The sequence below is a fragment of the Actinomadura sp. 9N215 genome, assembly GCF_044326345.1.
Lineage (GTDB): Bacteria > Actinomycetota > Actinomycetes > Streptosporangiales > Streptosporangiaceae > Spirillospora.
Window position 1 is genome coordinate 250,174 of sequence record NZ_JBIRBA010000005.1, and the last position, 22,808, is coordinate 272,981.

General features: G+C 73.5%; 21 protein-coding genes, 1 pseudogene and 1 riboswitch. Of the genes and pseudogenes, 9 read left to right on the forward strand and 13 right to left on the reverse strand.

What is annotated here, in order from left to right; translation table 11 throughout:
- Window positions 1–13 precede the first annotated feature (13 nt).
- A pseudogene (locus ACH34T_RS11370) lies at window positions 14–256 on the forward strand (proline racemase family protein); the annotation flags it as partial.
- 27 nt (window positions 257–283) lie between these two features.
- On the opposite strand, the gene ACH34T_RS11375 reads toward ACH34T_RS11370, so the two are convergent.
- Together ACH34T_RS11375 and ACH34T_RS11380 are read right to left on the reverse strand one after the other, a co-directional pair.
- Window positions 284–1,663 (reverse strand): NADP-dependent succinic semialdehyde dehydrogenase, encoded by a 1,380-nt coding sequence (locus tag ACH34T_RS11375; protein ID WP_395991994.1) that lies wholly within the window; start codon window positions 1,661–1,663, stop codon window positions 284–286.
- 52 nt (window positions 1,664–1,715) lie between these two features.
- On the reverse strand, window positions 1,716–2,735 hold the full coding sequence (locus tag ACH34T_RS11380; protein ID WP_395991995.1) for a lactonase family protein: 1,020 nt from the start codon (window positions 2,733–2,735) through the stop codon (window positions 1,716–1,718).
- A gap of 160 nt (window positions 2,736–2,895) precedes the next feature.
- Here ACH34T_RS11380 and pgi point away from each other — a divergent pair, with 160 nt between their 5' ends.
- Entirely contained in the window at window positions 2,896–4,527 is a 1,632-nt protein-coding gene (gene pgi, locus ACH34T_RS11385; RefSeq protein ID WP_395991996.1) for a glucose-6-phosphate isomerase, read from the forward strand.
- 7 nt (window positions 4,528–4,534) lie between these two features.
- On the opposite strand, the gene ACH34T_RS11390 is transcribed toward pgi, so the two are convergent.
- The 6 genes from ACH34T_RS11390 to ACH34T_RS11415 form a co-directional block, all read right to left on the reverse strand.
- The gene (locus ACH34T_RS11390; protein WP_395991997.1) at window positions 4,535–4,783 is read right to left on the reverse strand and encodes an EF-hand domain-containing protein; all 249 of its coding nucleotides are present in this window, start codon (window positions 4,781–4,783) and stop codon (window positions 4,535–4,537) included.
- Window positions 4,784–4,866: 83 nt separating this feature from the next.
- The gene (locus ACH34T_RS11395; protein WP_395991998.1) at window positions 4,867–5,643 is read right to left on the reverse strand and encodes a sugar isomerase domain-containing protein; all 777 of its coding nucleotides are present in this window, start codon (window positions 5,641–5,643) and stop codon (window positions 4,867–4,869) included.
- The gene (locus ACH34T_RS11400; protein WP_395991999.1) at window positions 5,636–6,046 is read right to left on the reverse strand and encodes a PTS sugar transporter subunit IIA; all 411 of its coding nucleotides are present in this window, start codon (window positions 6,044–6,046) and stop codon (window positions 5,636–5,638) included. The genes ACH34T_RS11395 and ACH34T_RS11400 overlap by 8 nt, the downstream gene beginning before the upstream one ends.
- A gap of 68 nt (window positions 6,047–6,114) precedes the next feature.
- Complete coding sequence (locus ACH34T_RS11405) at window positions 6,115–6,417, reverse strand: PTS sugar transporter subunit IIB (RefSeq protein ID WP_395992000.1); 303 nt, start codon at window positions 6,415–6,417, stop codon at window positions 6,115–6,117.
- A 28-nt stretch (window positions 6,418–6,445) separates the two neighbouring features.
- Window positions 6,446–7,876, reverse strand: coding sequence for a PTS ascorbate transporter subunit IIC (locus ACH34T_RS11410; RefSeq protein ID WP_395992001.1), 1,431 nt, complete (start codon window positions 7,874–7,876; stop codon window positions 6,446–6,448).
- A 145-nt stretch (window positions 7,877–8,021) separates the two neighbouring features.
- A complete protein-coding gene (locus ACH34T_RS11415) occupies window positions 8,022–8,762 on the reverse strand; it encodes a GntR family transcriptional regulator (RefSeq protein WP_395992002.1) in 741 nt (246 codons plus the stop codon).
- A gap of 118 nt (window positions 8,763–8,880) precedes the next feature.
- On the opposite strand from ACH34T_RS11415, the gene ACH34T_RS11420 reads away from it, so the two are divergent.
- Together ACH34T_RS11420 and ACH34T_RS11425 are read left to right on the forward strand one after the other, a co-directional pair.
- Window positions 8,881–10,206 (forward strand): hypothetical protein, encoded by a 1,326-nt coding sequence (locus tag ACH34T_RS11420; protein ID WP_395992003.1) that lies wholly within the window; start codon window positions 8,881–8,883, stop codon window positions 10,204–10,206.
- A gap of 76 nt (window positions 10,207–10,282) precedes the next feature.
- Window positions 10,283–11,476 (forward strand): carbohydrate kinase family protein, encoded by a 1,194-nt coding sequence (locus ACH34T_RS11425; RefSeq protein WP_395992004.1) that lies wholly within the window; start codon window positions 10,283–10,285, stop codon window positions 11,474–11,476.
- A gap of 222 nt (window positions 11,477–11,698) precedes the next feature.
- Here the strand turns inward: ACH34T_RS11425 and ACH34T_RS11430 are convergent, their stop codons facing one another.
- Window positions 11,699–12,628 (reverse strand): cupin domain-containing protein, encoded by a 930-nt coding sequence (locus ACH34T_RS11430; protein ID WP_395992005.1) that lies wholly within the window; start codon window positions 12,626–12,628, stop codon window positions 11,699–11,701.
- A gap of 81 nt (window positions 12,629–12,709) precedes the next feature.
- On the opposite strand from ACH34T_RS11430, the gene ACH34T_RS11435 reads away from it, so the two are divergent.
- The 4 genes from ACH34T_RS11435 to ACH34T_RS11450 all read left to right on the forward strand — a co-directional run bounded on the left by ACH34T_RS11435 (window position 12,710) and on the right by ACH34T_RS11450 (window position 15,725).
- A complete protein-coding gene (locus ACH34T_RS11435) occupies window positions 12,710–13,558 on the forward strand; it encodes an NAD(P)H-binding protein (RefSeq protein ID WP_395992006.1) in 849 nt (282 codons plus the stop codon).
- 31 nt (window positions 13,559–13,589) lie between these two features.
- Window positions 13,590–14,093, forward strand: a complete 504-nt coding sequence (locus ACH34T_RS11440; protein WP_395992007.1) for a DUF1772 domain-containing protein — start codon at window positions 13,590–13,592, stop codon at window positions 14,091–14,093.
- A gap of 157 nt (window positions 14,094–14,250) precedes the next feature.
- Entirely contained in the window at window positions 14,251–15,090 is an 840-nt protein-coding gene (locus ACH34T_RS11445; RefSeq protein WP_395992008.1) for a metallophosphoesterase family protein, read from the forward strand.
- A complete protein-coding gene (locus ACH34T_RS11450; RefSeq protein WP_395992009.1) occupies window positions 15,087–15,725 on the forward strand; it encodes a 4'-phosphopantetheinyl transferase in 639 nt (212 codons plus the stop codon). The genes ACH34T_RS11445 and ACH34T_RS11450 overlap by 4 nt, the downstream gene beginning before the upstream one ends.
- A 25-nt stretch (window positions 15,726–15,750) precedes the next feature.
- On the opposite strand, the gene ACH34T_RS11455 is transcribed toward ACH34T_RS11450, so the two are convergent.
- The 3 genes from ACH34T_RS11455 to ACH34T_RS11465 all read right to left on the reverse strand — a co-directional run bounded on the left by ACH34T_RS11455 (window position 15,751) and on the right by ACH34T_RS11465 (window position 19,597).
- Window positions 15,751–16,341, reverse strand: coding sequence for a TetR/AcrR family transcriptional regulator (locus ACH34T_RS11455; protein ID WP_395992010.1), 591 nt, complete (start codon window positions 16,339–16,341; stop codon window positions 15,751–15,753).
- Between the two features lie 201 nt (window positions 16,342–16,542).
- The gene (gene thiC / locus ACH34T_RS11460; RefSeq protein ID WP_395992011.1) at window positions 16,543–18,279 is read right to left on the reverse strand and encodes a phosphomethylpyrimidine synthase ThiC; all 1,737 of its coding nucleotides are present in this window, start codon (window positions 18,277–18,279) and stop codon (window positions 16,543–16,545) included.
- Window positions 18,275–18,388: riboswitch (TPP riboswitch) on the reverse strand. Its footprint overlaps the gene before it by 5 nt.
- Before the next feature lie 114 nt (window positions 18,389–18,502).
- Entirely contained in the window at window positions 18,503–19,597 is a 1,095-nt protein-coding gene (locus ACH34T_RS11465) for a hypothetical protein (protein WP_395992012.1), read from the reverse strand.
- Between the two features lie 141 nt (window positions 19,598–19,738).
- Between ACH34T_RS11465 and ACH34T_RS11470 the strand changes: the two genes are divergently transcribed.
- Window positions 19,739–20,914 carry a sensor histidine kinase gene (locus tag ACH34T_RS11470; protein WP_395992013.1) on the forward strand — a complete coding sequence of 392 codons (1,176 nt, stop codon included), beginning with the start codon at window positions 19,739–19,741 and terminating at the stop codon, window positions 20,912–20,914.
- Between the two features lie 16 nt (window positions 20,915–20,930).
- On the opposite strand, the gene ACH34T_RS11475 is transcribed toward ACH34T_RS11470, so the two are convergent.
- On the reverse strand, window positions 20,931–22,670 hold the full coding sequence (locus ACH34T_RS11475; protein WP_395992014.1) for a serine/threonine-protein kinase: 1,740 nt from the start codon (window positions 22,668–22,670) through the stop codon (window positions 20,931–20,933).
- Between the last annotated feature and the right edge of the window lie 138 nt (window positions 22,671–22,808).

Below are 22,808 nucleotides of genomic sequence, written 5' to 3' on the forward strand. Positions count from 1 at the left end.
GGAGGGCCGCCTGATGCGCTCGATCCGGACGATCACCGCCGTCGACTCCTACGCCGAGGGCAACCCCGCGCGCATCGTCACCGGCGGCGTCGCGCCGATCCCCGGCGACACCATGGCCGCGAAGCGCCGCCACGCGATCGAGCACCTGGACGGCCTGCGCCGCTTCCTGATGGACGAGCCGCGCGGCCACTCCGCGATGAGCGGCGCCATCCTCCAGCAGCCCACCCGGCCCGACGCCGACTGGGGCGTCGTCTGGAGCGGCGGCCCGTTTGAGCGGGAGGGCTCAGCCGACCCACACCGTCTTGGCGTTGCAGAAGGCGTGCATGCCCTCTGCCGACAGCTCCCGCCCGTAGCCGGAGCGCTTCGTCCCGCCGAACGGCAGTTCCGGATACGACGTCACCATCCCGTTGACGAACACCTGCCCGGCGTCCAGCTCCCGGACGAACCGCTCCCGCTCGGCGTCGTCGCGCGTCCACGCGTTGGAGCCGAGCCCGAAGCCCGTCGCGTTCGCGACCTCCACCGCCTCCGACACCCCGCGGACGCGGAACACCGACGCGACCGGCGCGAAGACCTCCTCGTGGTACATCCGCATGTCCGGCGTCACACCGGAGATCACGGTCGGCGGGTAGAACCAGCCGGGGCCGTCCGGGCGCTCGCCGCCGCACAGCACCGTCGCGCCCCTGCCGACCGCGTCCGCGACCTGCTCCTCGACCTCGGCGCGCCCCTCCTCGCTGACGAGCGGGCCGATGTCGGTGGCGTCGTCCATCGGGTCGCCCATCCGCTTCGCGCGCATGTTCTCCGCGAACAGGCGCTCGAACTCGTCCGCGCAGCCGATGTCGACGATGAAGCGCTTCGCGGAAATGCAGCTCTGCCCGTTGTTGAGGCACCGCGACTCGGCGGCGGTCCGCGCCGCCGCCTCGACGTCGGCGGACGGCATCACCACGAACGGGTCGCTGCCGCCCAGCTCCAGCACGGACGGTTTGACCTCACTGCCCGCGATCGACGCGACGGACCGTCCCGCGGGCTCGCTGCCGGTGAGCGTCGCGGCCTTCACCCGCGGGTCGCGCAGCACCCGCTCGACCTTCGACGACCCGATGAGCAGCGTCTGGAACGCGCCCTCTGGGAACCCGGCGCGGCGGAACAGGTCCTCCAGGAACAGCGCCGTCTGCGGGACGTTCGACGAGTGCTTCAGCAGCCCCACGTTGCCCGCCATCAGCCCCGGCGCCGCGAATCTGATCACCTGCCAGAGCGGGAAGTTCCACGGCATCACCGCCAGGACCGGCCCGAGCGGCTGGTACCGGACGTAGGCGTCCCGTGCGCCCACCGCCTCCGCGTCGGCGGGACGGCGGTCGGCGAGGAACTCCGCGGCGTGCGCGGCGTAGAACCGGCACGCCTTCGCGCACTTCTTCACCTCCGCGCCGGCGGCCTTGAGGGTCTTGCCCATCTCCGTCGTCATCATCGCGGCGACCTGCTCGGACTCCCGGTTGAGGACGTCCGCGGCCGCGTCCATCCATTCCGCGCGCTGCGCGACGTGGGTCGTCCGGTAGGAGGCGAACGTGTCCGCGGCACGCGCGACGCGCCGGTCGACCTCCTCGTCGGTCAGCGCGTCGAAGGTCTTCTCGACCTCGCCCGTCGCGGGATTGGTCGTGGCGATCGTCGTCATGTCCCGGGGACTGCCCGGGGGACCGGGCCGGAAACACCCGCCGCGCGGCCCCTCAGGCGGGGATCACGCACACGGGGGACGGCGCCCGCAGCGGCGCCCCCGCCGGTTCCGGGACGCCGTCCGCGCCGATGCGGAACGTCGCGATCGTGTCGCTGTGCTCGTTGGCCACGTGCAGCCACGCGCCGTCCACGTGCAGGTCGCGGGGCCAGTCGCCGCCGGAGGGGACGTCCGCGACCGGCGTGAGCGCCGCGCCGCCGTCCAGCACCCGGTGGGCGGTCACGACGTCCGTTCCCCGCGTGGACGTGTAGACGTGCCGGCCGCCGTCGCCGAGCTTGATCGCCGCGCACTGGGCGCGGTCGTCCGCCGGCTCCGCCGTCGCGGACGACTCCGCCGCGACCTCCAGGCGCGCGTACCCGTCCAGCGGCCGCAGCACCAGCATGGACGCCGCCAGCTCCGCCACCACGTGCACGTACCCGCCCGGATGGACGACCAGATGCCGCGGCCCGCATCCGGCCGGAAGCTGCGTCTCCCCGACGAGCCGCAGAGTCCCGTCCTCGATCCGGAAGGAGCGGATCAGGTCGGCGCCCAGGTCGGTCGTCAGGATCGTCCCGTCCGGGGCGCTCGCGCTCGCGTGCGCGTGCGGGCCCTCCTGCCGGTCGGTCACCGGCCCGCTCCCGTGGCCCTCCGCCACGTCGGCGTCACCGGCGAACCCGCCGTCCGGACCCAGCGGCACGGCCCTGACCGTCCCCGACCCGTAGTCGGCGACGATCAGCCGCCCGCCGTCGGGCGTCACCGACAGGTGGCACGGCAGCGCCCCCGCCGCGCACGCCCCGATCTCCCGCAGCCGCCCGCCGGACGCGTCGAAGGCGACCACACCGCCCTCGTCCTCCTCACGCACCGCGTAGAGGACGTCCTTGCCCGGATGCACGGCCAGATAGGACGGGCTCACCGCCTCGGCGGCGAGCTCAAGCCCCGTGAAGCCGCCGTCGGCCCGCCGCGTCACCCGGTAGACGCCGGAGCCGTTCCCGGCCTCGCCCGTGTACGTGCCGACCCAGAACGCCCGCTCGCTCATTCGCGCCAGCCTAGCCCCGCCCGTGCGCCCGGTTCGCTGCGGGGGCGGGGAGAGCCCTGATACGGTCGCGCGCGGTCGACCTATGATCGCCGGTGGGGGACGGGCGGCGCCGCGGGGGACGTCGGCGCGCGCCTCACCCGCCAAGGAGATGAGAGAGGCAATGGCAGATATCACCGAGTCGCCCGAGTGGTCCGCGCTGGCCGAGCACCAGGCGGCGCTCGCCGGGCGGCACCTGCGCGGGCTCTTCGCCGACGATCCGGGGCGCGTCGGCCGCATGACCGTGACAGCGGGGGAGCTCCGCCTGGACTACTCCAAGCACCGCGTCACCGCCGAGACGATGCGGCTGCTGGTGGCGCTCGCCGAGCGGGCCGGGCTGCGCCGCCGGATCGACGCGATGTTCTCCGGGGAGCGCATCAACGTCAGCGAGGACCGCGCCGTCCTGCACACGGCGCTGCGGCTCCCGCCCGGTGAGGCCCTGACGGTGGACGGCCAGGACGTCGCCGCCGACGTCCACGCCGTCCTGGACGGGATGGCCGAGTTCGCCGGACGCGTCCGCTCCGGCGAGTGGACGGGCTTCACCGGCAAGCCCATCACCACCGTCGTCAACATCGGCATCGGCGGCTCCGACCTCGGCCCCGCCATGGCCTACGAGGCCCTCCACGACTACGCCGACGCAGGGATCTCCTGCCGGTTCGTCTCGAACATCGACCCGGCCGACATCGTCGGGAAGCTCGCCGGCCTCGACCCCGAGCAGACCCTCTTCGTCGTCGCGTCCAAGACGTTCGGGACGCTGGAGACCCTCACCAACGCCAAGGTCGCCCGCCAGTGGCTGGTCGACGGGCTCGGCGACGACAAGGCCGTGTCCCGGCACTTCGTCGCCGTGTCGACCAACGCCGGCCGGGTCGCCGAGTTCGGCATCGACACCGCCAACATGTTCGGCTTCTGGGACTGGGTCGGCGGCCGCTACTCCTTCGACGGCGCCATCGGCCTCGCGCTGATGATCGCGATCGGCGGGGAGGCGTTCCGCGAGATGCTCGCCGGGTTCCGCGAGCTCGACGAGCACTTCCGCACCGCGCCGTTCGACGCGAACATGCCCGTCCTGATGGGGCTGCTCGGCGTCTGGTACACCGACTTCTTCGGCGCGCAGACCCGGGCCGTGCTGCCCTACAGCCAGCGCCTCGCCCGGTTCCCCGCCTACCTGCAGCAGCTCACGATGGAGTCGAACGGCAAGTCGGTCCGGGACGACGGGGCGCCCGTCGTCGCGCAGACCGGCGAGATCTTCTGGGGCGAGCCGGGCACCAACGGCCAGCACGCCTTCTACCAGCTGCTGCACCAGGGCACGCGGCTCGTCCCCGCCGACTTCATCGGCTTCGCCGAGCCCTTCGAGGACCGCGCGGGCATGCACGACCTGCTCACCGCCAACATGCTCGCGCAGACGTCGGCGCTCGCGTTCGGCAAGACCGCCGAGGAGATCGCCGCCGAGGGGACGCCCGCCGCGGTCGTCCCGCACAAGGTCATGCCGGGCAACCGGCCGACGAGCACGATCCTGGCGCCGAAGCTCACCCCGAAGACGCTCGGCTCGCTCGTCGCCCTCTACGAGCACATCGTGTTCGTCGAGGGGACGGTCTGGGGCATCGACTCCTTCGACCAGTGGGGCGTCGAGCTCGGCAAGGTCATGGCGATGGACCTCGCTCCCGCGCTCACGTCGGCGGAGCCGCCGCCGGACGCGCCGGACGCGTCCACGGCGGCGCTCGTCCGCGCCTACCGCGCGATGCGCGGCCGGAAGGTCTGAGCGCGGTCTAGGCGGGGTCGGGGCGCGGGGCCAGGCCCTGCTCCTCCATGACGGCGCGGAACTCCTCGAACGAGATGAACCCGTCGAGGTTGCCGTCGGCCTTCTCGAACCTGTCCTGCGTCTCGGCGCGGTTCCAGGACAGCCCGAGGTCCTCCAGGACGAGGGTGAACTCCATCAGGTCGAGCCTCTGGTCGCCGCCGAGGTCCGCGCGCGTGAACACGGTGTGGAGGTCGTCCCCGGTCGGTCTGGTCGTCATCTCGCTCCTCGATCCGGTCGCCGAGCGGAGCTCGTCCGTTGATTGGTGGTGGGCGGGGGCTGGAGGACGGTCAGGTGTCCGCATCATGCCACAGGGCCGGGGCCCGGGCGGGGGCCGGACGGCCCGTCCCCGGTCAGCTCGGGGACGCGGTGCCGGTACCGCTCCAGCAGCGCGACGTTGACCTCGTCGGCGCCGGGGACGTTCGCGCTCGTCCAGCGGAGCAGGTCCACGCCGCGCGCCGCCGCGACGTCGTCCACGGCGGCGAGGACCCGCGCCCACATGTACGCGGCGAGGATCGTGGAGACCGCGGCCGTGCGCGGCGCCGCCGCCGGGTGCGCGACGTCGCCGGGCGGGACGCGGGTGTCGAGCACGATCGAGGCGTGGTCGGCGAGCGTCGTCGCCGTCCGCGCCGCCGCGCCCTCCGACGCCCGCGCCGAGGTCACCGCGATCACCGGCACGCCCCGCGCGGCGCACGCCTCGGCGACCTCGACCGGGTACGGGTTGCGGCCGCTGGTGGAGAACACCACGGCCACGTCGGGCGGGGCCGGCGCGATCTCCTCGACCACGGCGCGCCCGACACCGGTCTCCCGCTCGACGCGGGTGCTCCGCACGGCGTCGTCGAGCGGGAACACCCCCGGGTCCCAGATCGGGCGGACGGCGGCGAGCCCGCCCGCCCGGTAGAACGTCTCCAGCACCATCGCCAGCGAATGCCCCGCGCCGGCGACGTGCACGATCCCGTCCGCCTGGACCGAGGCCAGCAGCAGCCCGGCGGCCTCGTCGATCGCCTCGCCGGACGCGGCGTCCAGGTCGTCCATCAGCGTGCGCACCCGGTCGGGGAGCTGCGGCCGGGCTTCAATCATGGGGGAGGGCCTCCTTCAGAGTCCGGGTCAGGTCGTCCTGGCCGGACGCGGCGCGGAGCCGGTCGGCCAGCCCGGCCGACAGGGCGCGGGCCAGGCCGGACAGCGTGCCGACGTGCGCGTCCGGGTCGGGGGTGCAGAACGCGAGCAGCAGGTCGACCGGGTCGTTGTCGGGGTGGCCGAACTCGACGGGCGCGGCCAGCCGGGTCACGCCCACGCCGACCGCCAGCCCGCCCTCCTCGGGACGGGCGTGGACGAGCGCGAGCCCTTTCGTCAGCACGATGTACGGCCCGTTCTCCTCGACCACCCGGACGCACGCGTCCGGGTACCCCTCACCGGCCGCGCCCGCGTCGACCAGCGCGGACGCCGCCTTCCGCACGGCCTCCCGCCAGTCTTCAGCGTTCACGTCGTCGGTTGCGGTGACCAAAGGCTGTTGCCGGGGGGTTTGGGGGGTCGTCCCCTCAGAATGAGACGTCATGAGAGCCAGCCCTGTGCGGTCAGGCGCTCCCGGAGCTGCTCCTCCAGGCCCTCCTTGTCGAGGAAGTCGCTGATCGTGATGACGACGGGCGCGAGGTCGGAGATCTCGCTGGTGTGCATGCCCTGCCCGATCACCACGTCGGGCGTCATCCCGCGCGCCGTGGACACGTCGGTGTTCTCGACCCGGGCGTCCACGCCGAGCGAGCGGAGCGCGTCCTCGGCGGTCATCTTGAGCATCAGGCTGGAGCCCATGCCGACGCCGCAGACCGCGAGGATCTCCAGTTGCCGGTCGATTGCCATGTCGGTCCTTCTCCCCTTGTGACGGTGGTCAGGCCTTCGCGACGGACTTGCCCTCGGGCGCCGGGTCCGCCGCCGCGTCGCGGCGCTTCTCGGCGCGGCCGAGGACCAGCAGCGTCGCGACCGTCGCGGCGAGCGCGACGGCGGGCACGGCCCAGACCGAGCCCTCGCCGACGACCGGGTCGACGGCCTCCAGCAGCCAGGCGATCGCGTACCAGTCCGGGTCGGCGAGGGTGGCGAGCTCCGGCGCGGTCTTCTCGTACAGGTCCCAGGTGACGGCCTGCCCGATCGCGAGGATCAGGCCGGTGATCACGCCGCCGAGGACGGCGCCGCGCCACCCCGCCACCACGTTGCCGAACAGCCCGGCCGCGCCGCCCACGAAGAACAGCATGATCATGGGCGGGGCGAGGGTGAACCAGCCGGCGCCGGCGAACACGCCGAGGCAGATCAGGAACACGCCCGTGGACGCCACGAACCCGACCATGACGGCGGTCGGCGCGACGGGGAACACGGTCGGCGCGTCCAGCGCGGGACGGGTCCCCGGGATGACCTTGTCGCTGAACCCCTTGAACGCCGGGACGATCTCGCCGAGGAACATCCGCACCCCGAACAGCAGGATCGCGATGCCGCCCGCGAACCGCAGGCCGACCAGCAGCGCCCACACCCATGGGGACAGTTTGGGGTCCATCTCCGTCGCGGCCTTCGACACCACGCCGTCGTCGGCGAGCGCGACCCCGATCAGCATGATCACGGAGATGATCAGCGCGGTGCTGACGTTGACGTCCTTGAAGAACGACAGCTGGCGCGGCAGCTTCAGCTTCTCGGTGTCGTGCTTCTCCCGGCTGCCCAGCGGGCGCGCCGCGTACCCGGTGATCAGGCAGGCGAGCGAGCTGGTGTGCGCGAAGCCGAACCGGTCGTCCGGCATGACGCGGCGCATCAGCGGCCGCATCCACAGCGGCTGGACGGTCCAGTACGCGGCGACGAACCCGGCCCCGCACAGGACCAGCGTGAGCTGGTCGGCGCCCGGCGCGATCGTCACCAGCGACGCGACCGTGACCGTGCTGACCCAGAACATCAGGTGCCCGGTCAGGTACAGGTACCTGGCCGCCGGGAACAGCCGCACGATCAGCACGTGGACGAGGAACGCGACCGTGATGACCAGCGCGATCGTCCCGCCCTGGTCGCCGAGGAAGTCGGTCAGCGTCCGGTCGGCCTTCGGCGGCGTCGTGCCCATGGCGCTGGCGAGGACGTTCTGGAAGCTGGTCAGCCCGCCGGTGAACACCTCCACGCCGATGAACAGGATGACCACGCCGATCGTGGCGCGCAGGGCGCCGGCGAAGACGTCCTCGAACCGTTTGCGCTGCAGGATCAACCCGATCAGGGTGATGAGGCCGATCAGGATGGGCACCTGGCCGAACACGTTGTCGGCCAGGAAGGTGAGGATGTCCTTGATGACGTCCATGGTGAAGTCGCCTCACTTCTCCGGGGGTGGGGTGGTGCGCTGTCGCCCCCGTCAGCGCGGTTGGACGGCCGTGGATCCCGGGCGGCGCGCCCGGGCCGGTCAGCGGTCGGAAGTCGGTGAATCGGTGGCTCAGTGGCTCAGTGGCTCAGTGGTTCGGTGGTCTCAGGTCGAGCTCCAGGCGGTACCTGTCGCCGCGGTAGAGGGACCGGACGTATTCCAGCGGCCGCCCGTCCTGGTCCTTGGTGATCCGCTCGAACAGGAACGCCGGCATGTGCACCGGGACGCCGAGCTCGGCGGCCTCCTCGGCGGTGGTCACGGTCGGCTCGATCGTCTCGGTGCCGGACGCGATCTCGACGCCGCCGGCGCGCAGCAGGTCGTAGAACGACCCGCCCTCCAGGTCCTGCCGGCGCAGGCCGGGCAGCAGCGACCGCGGCAGGTAGAGCGTCTCGATCGCCATGGTGGTGCCGTCGGCGAGCCGCAGCCGCCGAATGGTAAATACCTCTTCCATGGGCGACAGGGCCAGCCGCCTGCCGATCCGCGCCCCCGCGGCTTCCGTGCGGAACGACAGGACCCGGCCGCCCGGCTTCATCCCGCGCCTGATCATGTCCTCGGTGAACGAGGTCATGGTCAGCGAGACGGCGATCCGGGGTTCGGCCACGTAGGTGCCGCTCCCGTGCCGCCGGTCGAGCAGGCCTTCGGCGACGAGACCGTCGATGGCCTGGCGCAGCGTGGGCCGCGACACGCCGAGTTCGGCGGCCAGCCGGCGCTCGGACGGCAGGGCGTCGCCGACGTCCAGGCCGTCCAGCATCGTGAGCAGCTCGCGGCGCACGGCCTGCCGTTTCGTGTTCCCAGACCGGGACTCGCCGGTGGATGTCACGCCGTTCACCCCCTTCGATGCTCTTCCTGCTGTTGCACACCGTATGTCCCAATATGGCGACTGGTCAATACCACTTTGTCGATGTTTGCCGTGGTCGTGGCGCGGGGGCCCGTCCTACGGTCGCGGCATGAGGAACCTCACACGCGGCGCCCTGGCGCTGACGCTTCCGCTGGTCCTGCCGGCGGCGCTGTGCGCGGCGCCCGCCCATGCGGACCCGCCCGCCGTCCGGGAGGGCTGGCGCCTGGTCGCGGCCGAGCCGTTCACCCGGCACCTGGACGACCGGAAGGCCCCCTGGAGACCGGACGGCGACGGCCCGTCCAGCCCCTACGACGTCGACGTCTACGACAACGACGGCGCCTTCTTCGACACCATGGGCGGCCCTGCGTTCCGGCAGCAGCTCGCGAAGATGAAGACGTACCGGAAGTCGTTCACGTTCGGGAAGCGCGGCTGGCTCACCGCCGAGCTCGCCGCCCGCGACGCCGACGGCGACGGCCGCCCGGACGCCCCGCCGACGCTCACGTCCCGCGGAGGCGTCGCGGACCTGAAGGAGCCGGCCCACCAGGCGGGCGTCGTCATCCGCTCCACCCGCGACCTGCCCGCCGAGTACCGGGTCGAGATGACGCTGCGCGGCCTCGACTTCGGCGGGCAGCGGAACGGCTCGTGGGACTACCCGGACGGCCGGATCAACGGCTACTCCCCGGACGGCTGCAAGACCAACTTCCCCTGGGCGTCCGGCGGCGACTTCGCCAGGCCGGAGTGCGAGTGGGCGAACGTCCGCACCGACTCCAACGGCTTCTACTACATGTCGATCATGGATTACCGGCAGGTGGCGCCGCACAACAACACGTTCATCCACGGCCACCGCAAGGTCGCCATGGACGGCTACAACCGCTACAAGTACACCGGTTCCGGACTGCTGAACTGCAACCCGCTCACCAAGCAGTACGAGCCGTACTCCGCCGGGACGGGCAACGGCGTCAACGCCATCTTCATGACCGACGACCGCCGGTACCCGACGATGCCCGGCACCGAGTACCTGATGCAGAGCGAATGCGGGCTCAAGAAGGGCGGCGCGATCGTCTCGACCGTCGACCTCAAGCCCGAACTGCTGCCGCAAGAGCCGTACAGGTTCGCGGTCGAGCGGCGCGACGGCGCCTACACGATGGAGATGTCCGGCGTGTTCGCGCACGTGGGACGGGCCACGTACCGGTACACGCGGTCGTTCGTCCAGGACGGGGAGCCCATCTGGCACTACAACCAGCGTCCGGACGAGTACGACGGCCGGTTCAACGCCGACTGGACGTGGAAGGGCCCCGGCGGCACGCTCACCGATCGCGACACCTGGCCCGCCGGGTCCGCCTACCCGGACCGGTTCATGATCGGCGACCCGCACATGAATTTCTACGAGGGTTCGGCGAAGGTCGACGATATTCGCCTCTACGTCCCGGAGTAATTGTCGGTGGCGTCGGCTAGGTTCCGTGGGAACGTGCCAAGCCGTGCTATGGGGGCCCCGTGATTCGGCGGACACAGTGATTCCGCAGACGACCGCGAAGACCGCGACCAAGCCGTCAACCTCGACCACCGCGACCAAGCCGATAACCGCGCCGACGACCGCGGCGGGCGTGCCGCCCGAGCCGTCCCTCGCCGACCCCTGCGCCGAACGGGAGCCGGCGGGGGAGCGGCTGCGCGGCGGCGGTCCGGGCCCGGCCCCGGCGCTGGACGTGTTCCTGTCCGGCCGGGTCTTCATGGACATGATCTTCACCGGGCTGCCGGGCCTGCCGCCGCCCGGCACCGAGATCGTCACCGACGGGCTCGGCTCGGCGCCCGGCGGCGTCGCCAACATCGCCATCGCGATGAGCAGGCTCGGGCTCCGGGTCGGGCTCGCCGCGGAGTTCGGCGACGACCTGTTCGGCGCCTACCTGTGGCGGACGCTCGCCGAGCAGGAGGGCGTCGACCTCGGGCTGTCCCGGCGCGTGCCGGGCTGGTCCACGCCGGTGACGGTGTCGATGGCCTACGACTCCGATCGCAGCATGGTGACGTACGCGCGTCCCGTCCCCGGAGCGGACGGCCCGCCGGACGTGCCGCCGCCGCCCACGCGGGCCTGCTTCGTCGACGTCGACCGGCCGCTGCCGCCGTGGGCGCCCGCCATGCGCGAGCACGGCGCGCTCGTCTTCGGCGACCTCGGCTGGGACCAGACCGGCGCCTGGTCCGCCGAGGTCCTCGACCGCCTCGACCACGTGGACGTGTTCCTCCCGAACGCCGCCGAGGCTATGGCCTACACGCGCACGGGCACCCCGTCCGACGCCGCCGACGCGCTGGCGGAGCGCGGTGTCCCCGTGGTCGTCGTCAAGCGCGGCGGCGACGGCGCCATCGCCGTCGACTCCGCGACGGGGGAACGGGCCGAGGTCGGCGCGCTGCCGGTCGAGGCGCTCGACCCGACCGGCGCGGGCGACGTGTTCGCCGCCGGTTTCGTGTTCGCGACCCTCGCCGGGCTCCCGTTCGCCGAGCGGCTCCGGTTCGCGAACCTGTGCGCCGGGCTGTCGGTGCGGCACCGCAGCGGCTCGCTCGGCTCGCCCTGCTGGGGCGAGATCGCCGCGTTCGGCGAGTCGGGCGAGGTGCCCGACGCCGTCCTCGCCGACTACGCGTTCGTGATCCCGTTCATCCCGGCCGCCGCGGACGAGACGGTCGTCCGCGCCGAACCCACCCTCCGCAAGGAGCGGTAGACGAATCGACGTCATCCGACCGGACCTCATCCGACCGGACCTCATCCGACCAGACCTCATCCGACCAGACCTCAACCGGGGTCACGGGTCGTGCGGCCGGAGGCGCCCAGCGCCGGAGGTCGCACGACCCGACGGGCGGAGGACCGTTTCACGAGACGCGCCAGCGGCTCGGGAAACGGTTCACCGCCCGCGACGGGGGTTCCAGGGGGTCGCCCTCCTGGGCTAGGAGGTGCGGTACTCCTGCGGGCTGACGCCGTGCTCTCGCTTGAACGCGGTGCTTAGCGCGAACGCGTTGCCGTAGCCGACCTGCCGCGCCACCGCCTCCAGCGTCGCGTCGCTCTCCCGCAGCAGGTCGGCGGCCTGCGCGAGGCGGACGCCGGTCAAGTACGCCATGGGCGGCTCGCCGATCAGCTTCGCGAACCGCTGCGCGAGCGCCGCGCGGGACGCGCCGACCTTGGACGCCAGGTCGGCGACCGTCCACGGGTGGGACAGGTCGTCGTGCAGGAGCCGCAGCGCCGGGCCCACGACGGCGTCGCCGTGCGCGCGGTACCAGCCGGGCGTCTCGGCGTCCGGGCGGGAGAACCAGGCGCGGAGCGTCGCGATCAGCAGCAGGTCGAGGAGCCGGTCGAGGACGACGTCCTGCCCGGGCTCGTCCTTGCCGATCTCCTCGCCGAGCACGTCGACGAGCGGCGACTTCCAGGTGTCGCCGCGCACGATCGCGATCGGCGGCAGCGCGGCCAGCAGCCGCTGCGTGACCGCGCCGCGCATCTGGTACGCGCCGATCAGCATGACCGCCGACCCGTCGGGGGCGTCGCCCCAGGCGCGGATGCCGAGGTCCATCGCCTCGGACAGGCTCGTCCCGTCCGGGGTGGTGCAGTGCTGCCCGGGATGGATGACGATCTGCGGCTCGGTCGCCGGGTCGTCGGCGACCGCGTAGTGGTCGGGCCCCCGGAAGATCACCATGTCGCCGGGGGAGACGCGCCGGGGTTCGCCGTCGTCCGGGATCAGCCAGGCGTCGTCCCGCACCATGGACATCAGCGTGATCGGGGCCTCGTCCTGGATCCGGACCGACCAGGGCGGATTCAGGGATGCGCGGAGCATGAACGCCCCGCGCGCCCGCGGCCCGTCCAGAAGATCGGTGAGCGCGTCCATGGGACCAGCGTAGACGCTGGCGTATGCGGGCGAGCTTCTCAACGATGGTGGCCGGAACCGCCCGGCTGTTGACTCAAGGGCATGACGAACAACGCGCAGAACCTCATCGAGAACGGCCTCACCCTCGTCCTCGGCGGGACCGGCAAGACCGGCCGCCGCGTCGTCGAGCGGCTGGAGGCGCTGGACGTCCCCGTCCGCATGGGCTCGCGGTCGGCGTCCCCGGCCTTCGAATGGACGGACGAGTCCACCTGGCCGGCCGTCCTCCAGGACGTCGAGAAGGTCTACCTGTCCTACTACCCGGACCTGGCCGCGCCCGGCGCGGTCGACGCCGTCCGCTCCTTCACGGCCGCGGCGGTCGACGCCGGAGTCCGGCAGGTGGTCCTGCTCTCAGGGCGCGGCGAGGACGAGGCGCAGGAGTGCGAGCGGATCGTCCAGGCGTCCGGCCTCGTGTGGACGGTCGTCCGGGCGAACTGGTTCGCGCAGAACTTCAGCGAGGACTACCTGCTCGACCCCGTCCGCGCGGGCGAGGTCGTCCTCCCGGCGGGCGACGTGCCCGAGCCGTTCGTGGACGCCGACGACATCGCGGACGTCGCCGTCGCGGCCCTCACCCAGAACGGGCACGCCGGCGAGGTCTACGAGGTGTCCGGCCCCCGCGCGCTCACCTTCGCCGAGGCCGTCGCCGAGATCGGCCGCGCCGCCGGACGCGACGTCCCGTTCGTCGCCGTCCCCCTGGACGACTACGCGGCCGAGCTCAGGCGGCAGGGACTGCCCGACGACCTCGTCGAGTTCCTCACCTACCTGTTCGGCACCGTCCTGGACGGCCGCAACTCGCAGCCCGCCGACGGCGTCCGCCGGGCGCTGGGCCGCGACCCGAAGGACTTCGCCGACTACGCCCGGCAGACCGCGGCCAGCGGCATCTGGTCCAGCTGACCCGCACCGTTACGAGAAATGGAGCACGACGATGAAATCCGCACTCGCCGGGGTCTCGGTGACCCTCTCGATCATCATGGCGGCCGGCATGGCCGGGACGTTCTTCGGCTTCTCCACCGGCGTGATGCCGGGCCTGAACGCGGCCAAGCCGTCGTCGGCGATCGACGCCATGCAGGGCATCAACCAGAAGATCCAGAACCCGCTGTTCATCGCGATGTTCCTGCTGGTGCCGGTGCTGGCGGTCGCGGCCGGGGTGCTGCTGCTGACGCTGGACCAGAAGTCCGCGGCCATCCTGTTCTTCGTCGCCGCGGGCGTGTACTTCGTGGGCGCGCTCGTCCCGAGCTTCGCGGTGAACATCCCGCTGAACAACGACCTGGACGCCGCGACGATCCCGAAGGACGCGGCCGAGGCCGCGAAGGTCTGGTCGGACTACACCGGCCGCTGGACGGCCTGGAACCACGTCCGCGCCGTCTTCAGCTGGGCGAGCCTCCTCGCGATGAGCCTCGGCGTCTACTACTGGGGCAAGAACGACTGACACCGCCCGCCCCACGGAAACGCGCCCCACGGAAACGCGGCCCACGCTCCGCCCGGAGCCTGGGCCGCGTCCCCATGCTCTCGCAGTTCAGAGAACGACCCGTCCCAATGCCCGCCGGTGAGGAGCGAAGCCCGTTCTGGAGGCTTACGATCTTTGGATGAGCGGTGTCTTCGCGATCAGCGACCTGCACGTCGGGTTTCCCGAGAACCGTGCGTTCGTCGAGCGGCTGCGGCCCGCGTCCGGCGACGACTGGCTGATCGTGGCCGGCGACGTCGCCGAGCTCGTCTCCGACGTCGAGTGGACGCTCCGCACGCTGCGCGAACGCTTCGCCACCGTCATCTGGACGCCCGGCAACCACGAATTGTGGACCGTGAAGAACGACCCGGTGCGGCTGCGCGGCGAGGCCCGCTACCGCGCGCTCGTCGACATGTGCCGGCGCCACGGCGTGCTGACCCCCGAGGACCCGTACCCCGTGTGGGACGGCGAGGGCGGGCCCGTGACCATCGCGCCGCTGTTCCTCCTGTACGACTACACGTTCCGGCCGGAGGGGACGTTCACCAAGGAGGAGGCCCTGGAGGTCGCGCACGAGGCGGGCGTCGTGTGCACCGACGAGATCTACCTCCACCCTGATCCGCACCCCACCCGCGAGGCCTGGTGTGACGCGCGGATCGCCTACAGCGAGGAACGCCTGGCCGCCCTGGAACCGGGGACGCGGACGGTGCTGGTCAACCACTGGCCGCTCGTCCGGGAACCCACCCGCGTCATGTGGTACCCCGAGTTCGCGCAGTGGTGCGGCACGGTGCGCACCGCCGACTGGCACGACCGGTTCGGCGCGGTGTCGGTCGTGTACGGGCACCTCCACATCCCCCGGACGGTCTGGACCGGCGACGTCCCGCACATCGAGGTGTCGGTCGGCTATCCCCGCGAATGGCGCAAACGGAAGGGCGGCGCGCCGCGCGGCCCCCGCCGCGTCCTGCCCGTGCCGGAGACGGAATGATCGAGCGCATCCTCCCGGCGTGCGTCGCCACCGCCGCCGCCTACGCCGACCCGCCGGAGGCCGCGCTGCTGCCCGGGGAGGAGGACGCGGTGGCGCGGGCCGTGGAGAAGCGGCGGCTGGAGTTCACGACCGTCCGCTGGTGCGCCCGCCGCGCGCTGGCCGAGCTGGGCGTCCCGCCCGCGCCGATCCCGCGCGGGGAGCGGGGCGCGCCGTGCTGGCCGGACGGCGTCGTCGGCAGCATGACGCACTGCGACGGCTACCGCGCCGCCGCCGTCGCCCGCGCCCGCGAGCTGGCGTCGCTCGGCATCGACGCCGAGCCGCACGCCCCGCTGCCCGACGGCGTCCTCGACGCGATCGCCCGCGCCGAGGAGCTGCCGCACCTGGACGGGTTACGCCGCGCGTCCCCCGGCGTCCACTGGGACCGGCTGCTCTTCTGCGCGAAGGAGGCCGTCTACAAGGCGTGGTTCCCGGTCACCCGCAGGTGGCTCGGCTTCGAGGACGCCGCCCTCGCCTTCGACCCCGCCGGGACGTTCACGGCCCGGCTGCTCGTCCGCGACGCCCCGTTCGCCTCGCTCGACGGCCGCTGGACGGCGGGAAACGGCCTGATCGCCACCGCGATCGCCGTGGAACCCTGACAACCCCTACCGCTCTTTGGAACCGCTACCGCGTCTTGCCGGGGACCAGCCCGGCGATGGCGACGGCCAGCAGCCGGTCGGCCGCGTCCGGCTCCCCCTCGGTGACGATCGCGATCGCGCCCGCGAGCCGCAGGGCGTCGGCGAACACGGCGTCCGCCGGCACGTCCCCGGCGTCCTGGGCGCGCCGGAACAGCGCCTCGCCCGCGTCGCGCATCGCCCGGCACGCCTCGGACGGCTCGGTCCGGTCGTCCCGCAGCGACGCCACGGCGGAGGCCGCCATCCCGCGGAACGCCGTGGTCTGCGCGATGAACGCGCGCAGCCACGCCGTCAGCGCCTCCCCGGGCGCGGGCCAGACCAGGAGCTCGCGTCCCGTCGCCGCCAGCGCGTCGTAGCCGTCGGCGAGCAGTGCCTCCAGGAGGTCCTGGCGTGCCGGGAAGTGCCGGTAGAGCGTCCCGATGCCGACGCCCGCCAGCCGCGCGACGGCCTCCAGGGAGGCGCCGGCCCCGTCGCGCTGGAACATCTCCCTGGCCGCGGCCAGGAGCCGGGCGCGGTTGCGGCGCACGTCGGCGCGCATCGCCCTGGCCGGGGCGGTCTTCGGCGTGTCGTCGCTGGTCACCTGAGTCGTCGGTCCTTCCCGGAGGGCCGGCGGCGATCCGGGGGATCCGCGGCGTTGGAACGGTCCCTCGATAGTAGCGGCGCGGCGCCGTCGCCGGGTCGCCGGCCTCGCCGGGAAGCGGAGAGGCCCGCCGCGGCGCCGTCCGCGGCGGGCCTCCGGCCCCTGGGGCGGGTGGGCCTCAGGCCCGCCCGCGCCGCCTGGTCAGCCGCCGCCGGGGGACAGCGGCAGGTAGACGCGGCCGCCCGCGGCCTTGAACTCGTCCGCCTTCTCGCGCAGGCCCGCCGCGAGGGCGTCCTCCTCGGCGAGGCCGTGCTCGTCGGCGTACCGGCGGACGTCCCGGGTGATCTTCATCGAGCAGAAGTGCGGCCCGCACATCGAGCAGAAATGCGCCGTCTTCGCCGGGGCGGCCGGGAGCGTCGCGTCGTGGAAGGCGCGGGCGGTGTCCGGGTCGAGGGACAGGTTGAACTGGTCCTCCCACCGGAAGTCGAACCGCGCGTCCGACAGCGCGTCGTCCCACGCCTGCGCGCCCGGATGCCCCTTCGCCAGGTCGGCGGCGTGCGCGGCGATCTTGTAGGCGATGACGCCGGCCTTGACGTCGTCGCGGTCCGGCAGCCCGAGATGCTCCTTCGGCGTGACGTAGCAGAGCATCGCGGTGCCGTGCCAGCCGATCATCGCCGCGCCGATCGCCGAGGTGATGTGGTCGTAGCCGGGCGCGATGTCGGTCGTCAGCGGGCCGAGCGTGTAGAACGGCGCGCCGTCGCACCACTCCTGCTGCAGGTCGACGTTCTCCTTGATCTTGTGCATCGGGACGTGGCCCGGGCCCTCGTTCATCACCTGGTTGTCGAACTCGGCGGCGATCCTGGTGAGCTCGCCCTGGGTGCGCAGCTCGGCGAACTGCGCCTCGTCGTTGGCGTCGGCGATCGAGCCGGGGCGCAGGCCGTCCCCGAGCGACCACGTGACGTCGTACGCGGCGAAGATCTCGCACAGCTCCCTGAAGCGCGTGTACAGGAAGTTCTCCTCGTGATGCGCCAGGCACCACGCCGCCATGATCGACCCGCCGCGGGACACGATCCCGGTCTTGCGCCGGGCCGTCAGCGGCACGTACGGCAGCAGCACCCCGGCGTGGACGGTCATGTAGTCCACGCCCTGCTCGGCCTGCTCGATCACCGTGTCGCGGAACACGTCGAAGGTCAGCTCGGCGGGGTCGCCGCCGACCTTCTCCACCGCCTGGTACAGCGGGACCGTTCCGACCGGCACCGGCGAGTTCCGCAGGATCCACTCGCGGGTGGTGTGGATGTCCCTGCCCGTCGACAGGTCCATGATCGTGTCGGCGCCCCAGCGGGTCGCCCACGTCATCTTCTCGACCTCGTCCTCGATGGACGACGCCACCGCCGAGTTCCCGATGTTGGCGTTCACCTTCACCAGGAAGTTCCGGCCGATGATCATCGGCTCGGTCTCGGGGTGGTTGACGTTGGCGGGCAGCACCGCGCGGCCCGCGGCCAGCTCGTCCCGGACGAACTCCGGCCGCACGCCCTCGCGCAGCGCCGCGAACTCCATCTCCGGCGTGATCTCGCCCCGCCGCGCGTACGCGCGCTGCGTCACCGCGCCGCCGGACGCCCGGCGCGGCCGCCGCGGCAGGAAATCATCCTGGACCGCTTGTGATCGGGACGACGCCTTGCGGCCGTCGTCCTCGGGGCGGGCAGCCCGGCCCTCGTACGGCGCGGTGTCGCCGCGCCCGGCGATCCACGGCTCCCGCAGCGCGGGCAGCCCCCTGCGGACGTCGGTCTCCGCCGCCGGATCGGTGTACGGCCCGGACGTGTCGTATAGGACGACGCTGTCGCCGCTGGTCAGTGGCACGTCCCGCATCGGGACGCGGATGTCGGGGCGCGAGCCCCGCAGGTACGTCTTGCGGGCGGCTGGAACCAAAGGTTCGGTCATGACGACTCGATCTCTCCCTACGCCGGCATTACCCGGTCAGGTTCATGCGGTCAGCGGCCGTCCCAGCCGCTATCTCAGCCCGGTTCGCCGGGCCCCCGCGATCTGTCGTACTCGACGCTAACCCGGCGCACCCCGGTTGCGGCAACCGCCGTCCATGGGATAAGGCCGCGGTGACCGCCCGGGTCGGCAGGCGGGGCGCCGGAGGGTCGGGCCAGTGGGCGGGTCAGGAGGGCTGGCGCGCGAGCCGCACCACCATCGGCAGCGCCAGGGTGAGGGTGCGCAGCGGGTCCGGTGCGGACCGCGAGCGCTCCAGCCACATGCCGCCGTCGTCGGCGCCGCTCCCCGTCCGCAGCGACGCGGACTCGCGCCCGTCGATCCCGGTGACGACGTGCCGGTCGCCGTCCTGCCGGGTGGTGCCGAGGAGCATCCCGCCGGCCGTGTGGAAGGACGGCTCGCGCGACCCGTTGATCACGCCGATGAGCCGTCCGTCCGCGCCGTACACGCGCATGCGGCCGCCGGTCAGCCAGGACGTCTTCTTGAAGGCGAGCAGCCTGCCCGCGTGGGGGTCGCGCAGGACGATCGTCCGGCGGCCCCGGCCCCGGCCCCGGCCGGGCTCGCGGCGGAAGCGGCCCTCGCCCGCCGCGCGCCTGGCGAGCCGCCCGCACGGGACGGCGACGAGGGCGCCGCCGCCCTGGTCGCGGTAGCGGCCCTTGCCGTCCACCAGGACGCGGTCGGCCCTGGCCAGCGCGTCCGCCGGCGGCCGCGCGACCTCCTCGCCCTCGTCGTCGAGGACGCGCCAGCGGACGCCGAGGCTCTCCGTCGCCGCGGCGCGCACGGCCGGGAGCCAGCCGGAGGGGAGCGACCGGTCCCGGAGCAGCGTGGCCGCGCCGCCTTCCACCTTCGCGACGTCGCCGACCTCCGGCGCCGCCTCGGGGTCGAACCAGACCGTCCAGACCGGGTCGGCGACCGGCCACACGATCCCGACCGCGTCCACCGCCGCGGCCGGGACGACCGCCCTCCGCTTGCCGCGGCGCAGGACGAGACCCTTCTCCCCGATGGTCACGACGAGCCGGTTACGGAAGATCACGAGGGCCCAGAGAACGGCGGCCACGGCGACGAGCGCGCCGCCCCCGCCGTACAGGGCGATGACCCTGCGGGCCTCATCGGGCTCCCACGCCCCGCCGCCGGCGCGCATGGACAGCGGGACGAGGAGGCCGGCCGCCAGCGCGGCCAGGCACACCCGCAACGGCCACCGGTAGGCGCCCCGGCCGAGCGTGATCCGCAGTTCCGGGGGGACGGTCGGGGGAGCGACGGACACTGTCAGCCCTTCGTGATGGCGTCTGCAGAAACGGGGATCTGCATGGGCGGAGCGTACTGAATCGCGCCGGAGGCGGGGCGATGTGCGTAGATCGTCGGGCTTGGAGAAAATGGTCGGGTGGTGACGGTGCCCCGGAGCGGTGTGACGGCGCGAGACGCCGCGTTCGCGGCGCCGCTGGCGTGCGTCGCGGCCGTCGTGGCGGTGATGTGGCCGGGCGTCCGCGACCTGGACGCGGCCGGAGCGCTGCTGCTGGTCGCCGCGCACGCGCCGCTCGCGGTGATCAGGCGGTGGCCGACGCCGGGCCTGGTGGCCCTGCTGATGCTGGCGCTGCCCTACCACCTGCTCCAGTACCAGCATCACGCGCTGGTGCCCGCCGAGGTGATCGCGCTGTTCGCGTACGCGGTGCTCGGGCGGCGGGTCCGGGTCGTCCTCACCGCGGCGGGCGTGCTGCTGTTCGTGTGCGTGATCGGGATGTCGCTGCGGGTGGGCGGCGCGTCGGTCCGCGAGCAGATCGCCGTGATCGAGGCCGTCGTCTCCGTCGTGATCGCCGTCCAGGTGTGGCGGGTGCACCGGGCGCGGCTGGCGACGATCACCGAGCGGGCCGAGCGGGCCGAGCGCACGCGGGAGGAGGAGGCGCGGCGCCGCGTCGCCGAGGAGCGGCTGCGGATCGCCCGCGACCTGCACGACCTCCTCGCGCACAGCATCACGGTCATCGGCGTCCAGGCGGGGGCGGCCGCGCATCTCGTCCGCGGGGACCGGCCCGTCGACCGGACGGAGCTGGCGGAGGCGCTCTCCTCGATCGCCGACACGTGCCGCGACGCCCGAGCGGAGCTGCGCGGCACGCTGCAGGTCCTGCGCGGCACCGACGTCGAGACGACCGGGACGCTGCCCGGCCCGGACGGCATCGCCGACCTCGTGCAGGCCGCGCGCGGCGCCGGGATCGAGGTCGAGCTCGACGACTCGGGCGCCGGGCCGCTGCCGCTGCCGCCCGAGGTCGGCGTCGCGGCGTACCGGATCGTCCAGGAGGCGCTGACCAACGTCGTCAAGCACGCGGCGGCGGAGCGCGTCGCGGTCACGCTGTCCCGGGACGGCGGCGGGCTCGTCGTGCGGGTCGCCGACGACGGGATCGGGCCGTTCCGGGGTGTGCGGGGGAGCGTCCCCGCACAGGAGAGCCAGGCATCGGGCGGCTTCGGGATCCTCGGCATGATCGAGCGGGCGCGGAGCGTCGGCGGCACGCTGGACGCGGGCCCCGGCGACGGCGGCGGGTTCGTCGTCACCGCCGTCCTCCCCACCGCGGACGCCGTCGCCCCGCAGTGACCGGACCGGCCCCGGCTCAGGACGTGCGGACCGACGCGAGGATCTGGTCCAGGTCGCCCCGCGCGGCGAAGGCGCTGGGGACGGACACCAGCAGCAGCCCCGGCAGCCCGCCGTCCGCACCGTCCCCGTCGACGACCAGGAGCGCCATCGTGTCGCCGGTGACCGGCCAGCCGTTGGCACCGGCCTGCGTGAAGTCGAAGCGGGCCTGTTCCAGCCAGCCCTTGCCCGCGCCGCCCACGTCGACGGGACCTGACCTGAGCGTCGTCTCGGCGTGCTGGACGGTGAACAGCTCGCTGATGAGGCGGGTCTTCACGCGGGCCGCGACGGTGCCGAGGTCCCGGGGGCCGGTGTAGCCGCTGCTCTCGGCGGGCCTGGGCAGCCCGGCCAGGGACGTCGCGTTGAAGGTGGAGTCGCCGTTGCGCTGCTGGAGCGGACTGATCTGCCCGCTGGTGAACATCCCCGGCTTCTTCCAGGCGCCGCCCGCCGTCACCCACGGCGCGCCCAGCCGGGCGTAGGAGAAACCGGCCTGCGCGTCCTGGATCCGTCCCACCACCGGCGAGACGGGCTGCTTCCGCTGGGACGCGGGCGGCGACGCGGCGGACCGGCCCTTCCCGTCGTCGCCGTCCCGGTTCAGCGCCAGGACGACCCCGGTCACCAGCAGCGCCACGGCCACGGCGCCCGCGACGCCGCCGAGGACCCACCCGGACCGGCGGCGCGGCCGCGGGGGCGCGGGAGCGGTCACGGCATGGCCCCCGGGAACCGCGGGCGGCGGCCCCGCGGGCGGCGGCGCGGCAGGGGGCAGGCCGCCGGGCGGCATCGGGTTCTCCGCGGGCGGAACCGGCGGAACCGGCGGAACCGGCGGAACCGGCGGTACGGGCGCGTCGAGATCGGTCGGCTGCCCGCTCGGCTGCCCGCCGGGCGCGGGCGGGGCCATCGTGGTGGCCATGGCGAGGACGGCGGGCGGCAGCCAGCCGTCGGCCGCCGCGCCCGCGCCCGCGCACCGTTCCAGCACGTCCGCCAGGGCGGGACGGCCGGCGGGGTCCTTGGCCAGGCATGCCCTGACGAGGTCGCGCAGCTCGGCGGGAACCGCGTCCAGGCCGGGCTCCTCCCGGACGATCCGGTACAGCACCGTGTGCGCCCGGCCCTGCCCGAACGGGGGTGCTCCGGTGGACGCGAACGCCAGCACCGAGCCGAGCGCGAACACGTCCGCGGTGGGCCCGATGTCCCGGTCCCCGCGGGCCTGCTCGGGCGACATGTACGCGACGGTCCCGGTGATCGCGCCGGTGGCGGTGCCGGACGCGGCCTCCAGCGCCCGGACGATCCCGAAGTCGATCACCCGCGGCCCGTCCGGGGCCAGGATCACGTTGCCCGGCTTGAGGTCGCGGTGCACCAGCCCGCAGCCGTGGACGGCCGCGAGCCCCTCCGCCAGCCCCGCCCCGAGGACGCGCACCGCGTGCACGGGCAGCGGCCCCTGCTCGTCCACCGCCGCCTGCAGCGAGGGACCCGGCACGTAGGCGGTGACCAGCCACGGGCGGTCCGCGTGCGGGTCGGCGTCGACGACCTGCGCGGTGAAGAACCCGCCGACCCGGCGCGCCGCCTCGACCTCGGCCGCGAACCGCCGCCTGAAGTGCGGGTCGTCGCCGAACTCGGGACGGACGAGCTTCACCGCCACCGGCCGCCCGCCGGGGGAGCGGCCGAGGAACACCTGGCCCATGCCGCCGCCGCCCAGCCGCGCCGAGAGCACGTACCCGCCCACGGCGCGCGGATCATCAGCCTGAAGGGGACCCAACGCGACACCCTTTCTGGGGGCCCCGGCCGAGCGGGGCGTCCGGAGAGATCTTCCCGGAGAGGATGACGCCGCCGGGACGGATTTTGTTGGCATTCGGCCGGGACG

Excerpts from the sequence above, each read along its gene's own strand:
- ACH34T_RS11375 (WP_395991994.1), bottom strand. The coding sequence starts at position 1,663 with ATGACGACGATCGCCACGACCAATCCCGCGACGGGCGAGGTCGAGAAG.
- ACH34T_RS11380 (WP_395991995.1), bottom strand. The coding sequence starts at position 2,735 with ATGAGCGAGCGGGCGTTCTGGGTCGGCACGTACACGGGCGAGGCCGGG.
- pgi (WP_395991996.1), top strand. The coding sequence starts at position 2,896 with ATGGCAGATATCACCGAGTCGCCCGAGTGGTCCGCGCTGGCCGAGCAC.
- ACH34T_RS11390 (WP_395991997.1), bottom strand. The coding sequence starts at position 4,783 with ATGACGACCAGACCGACCGGGGACGACCTCCACACCGTGTTCACGCGC.
- ACH34T_RS11395 (WP_395991998.1), bottom strand. The coding sequence starts at position 5,643 with ATGATTGAAGCCCGGCCGCAGCTCCCCGACCGGGTGCGCACGCTGATG.
- ACH34T_RS11405 (WP_395992000.1), bottom strand. The coding sequence starts at position 6,417 with ATGGCAATCGACCGGCAACTGGAGATCCTCGCGGTCTGCGGCGTCGGC.
- ACH34T_RS11410 (WP_395992001.1), bottom strand. The coding sequence starts at position 7,876 with ATGGACGTCATCAAGGACATCCTCACCTTCCTGGCCGACAACGTGTTC.
- ACH34T_RS11420 (WP_395992003.1), top strand. The coding sequence starts at position 8,881 with ATGAGGAACCTCACACGCGGCGCCCTGGCGCTGACGCTTCCGCTGGTC.
- ACH34T_RS11430 (WP_395992005.1), bottom strand. The coding sequence starts at position 12,628 with ATGGACGCGCTCACCGATCTTCTGGACGGGCCGCGGGCGCGCGGGGCG.
- ACH34T_RS11435 (WP_395992006.1), top strand. The coding sequence starts at position 12,710 with ATGACGAACAACGCGCAGAACCTCATCGAGAACGGCCTCACCCTCGTC.
- ACH34T_RS11440 (WP_395992007.1), top strand. The coding sequence starts at position 13,590 with ATGAAATCCGCACTCGCCGGGGTCTCGGTGACCCTCTCGATCATCATG.
- ACH34T_RS11445 (WP_395992008.1), top strand. The coding sequence starts at position 14,251 with ATGAGCGGTGTCTTCGCGATCAGCGACCTGCACGTCGGGTTTCCCGAG.
- ACH34T_RS11450 (WP_395992009.1), top strand. The coding sequence starts at position 15,087 with ATGATCGAGCGCATCCTCCCGGCGTGCGTCGCCACCGCCGCCGCCTAC.
- thiC (WP_395992011.1), bottom strand. The coding sequence starts at position 18,279 with ATGACCGAACCTTTGGTTCCAGCCGCCCGCAAGACGTACCTGCGGGGC.